General features: G+C 51.3%; 1 protein-coding gene and 1 pseudogene. One reads left to right on the forward strand and one right to left on the reverse strand.

The annotated features are described in order from the left end of the window. Positions 1-105 (forward strand): IS1 family transposase (locus ACJBF3_RS25995; protein WP_000300949.1); only part of this gene is annotated, 105 nt, incomplete at its 5' end. Positions 106-200: 95 nt separating this feature from the next. Here ACJBF3_RS25995 and aadA1 read toward each other — a convergent pair. Beyond that, positions 201-1039, reverse strand: a pseudogene (gene aadA1 / locus ACJBF3_RS26000) (ANT(3'')-Ia family aminoglycoside nucleotidyltransferase AadA1). Between the last annotated feature and the right edge of the window lie 126 nt (positions 1040-1165).

The following is a 1165-nucleotide window of genomic DNA, read 5'->3' on the forward strand; positions in this document are numbered from 1 at the left end:
CAGCACCTGGCACGGCTGGGACGGAAGTCGCTGTCGTTCTCAAAATCGGTGGAGCTGCATGACAAAGTCATCGGGCATTATCTGAACATAAAACACTATCAATAAGTTGGAGTCATTACCCGCTTAAAAATAATAAAAGCAGACTTGACCTGATAGTTTGGCTGTGAGCAATTATGTGCTTAGTGCATCTAACGCTTGAGTTAAGCCGCGCCGCGAAGCGGCGTCGGCTTGAACGAATTGTTAGACATTATTTGCCGACTACCTTGGTGATCTCGCCTTTCACGTAGTGAACAAATTCTTCCAACTGATCTGCGCGCGAGGCCAAGCGATCTTCTTCTTGTCCAAGATAAGCCTGTCTAGCTTCAAGTATGACGGGCTGATACTGGGCCGGCAGGCGCTCCATTGCCCAGTCGGCAGCGACATCCTTCGGCGCGATTTTGCCGGTTACTGCGCTGTACCAAATGCGGGACAACGTAAGCACTACATTTCGCTCATCGCCAGCCCAGTCGGGCGGCGAGTTCCATAGCGTTAAGGTTTCATTTAGCGCCTCAAATAGATCCTGTTCAGGAACCGGATCAAAGAGTTCCTCCGCCGCTGGACCTACCAAGGCAACGCTATGTTCTCTTGCTTTTGTCAGCAAGATAGCCAGATCAATGTCGATCGTGGCTGGCTCGAAGATACCTGCAAGAATGTCATTGCGCTGCCATTCTCCAAATTGCAGTTCGCGCTTAGCTGGATAACGCCACGGAATGATGTCGTCGTGCACAACAATGGTGACTTCTACAGCGCGGAGAATCTCGCTCTCTCCAGGGGAAGCCGAAGTTTCCAAAAGGTCGTTGATCAAAGCTCGCCGCGTTGTTTCATCAAGCCTTACGGTCACCGTAACCAGCAAATCAATATCACTGTGTGGCTTCAGGCCGCCATCCACTGCGGAGCCGTACAAATGTACGGCCAGCAACGTCGGTTCGAGATGGCGCTCGATGACGCCAACTACCTCTGATAGTTGAGTCGATACTTCGGCGATCATCGCTTCCCTCATGATGTTTAACTTTGTTTTAGGGCGACTGCCCTGCTGCGTAACATCGTTGCTGCTCCATAACATCAAACATCGACCCACGGCGTAACGCGCTTGCTGCTTGGATGCCCGAGGCATAGACTGTACAAA

This window comes from Enterobacter sp. PP-008-ECC_S150 (assembly GCF_045257065.1).
GTDB classification, from domain to species: Bacteria; Pseudomonadota; Gammaproteobacteria; order Enterobacterales; family Enterobacteriaceae; genus Enterobacter; species Enterobacter chengduensis.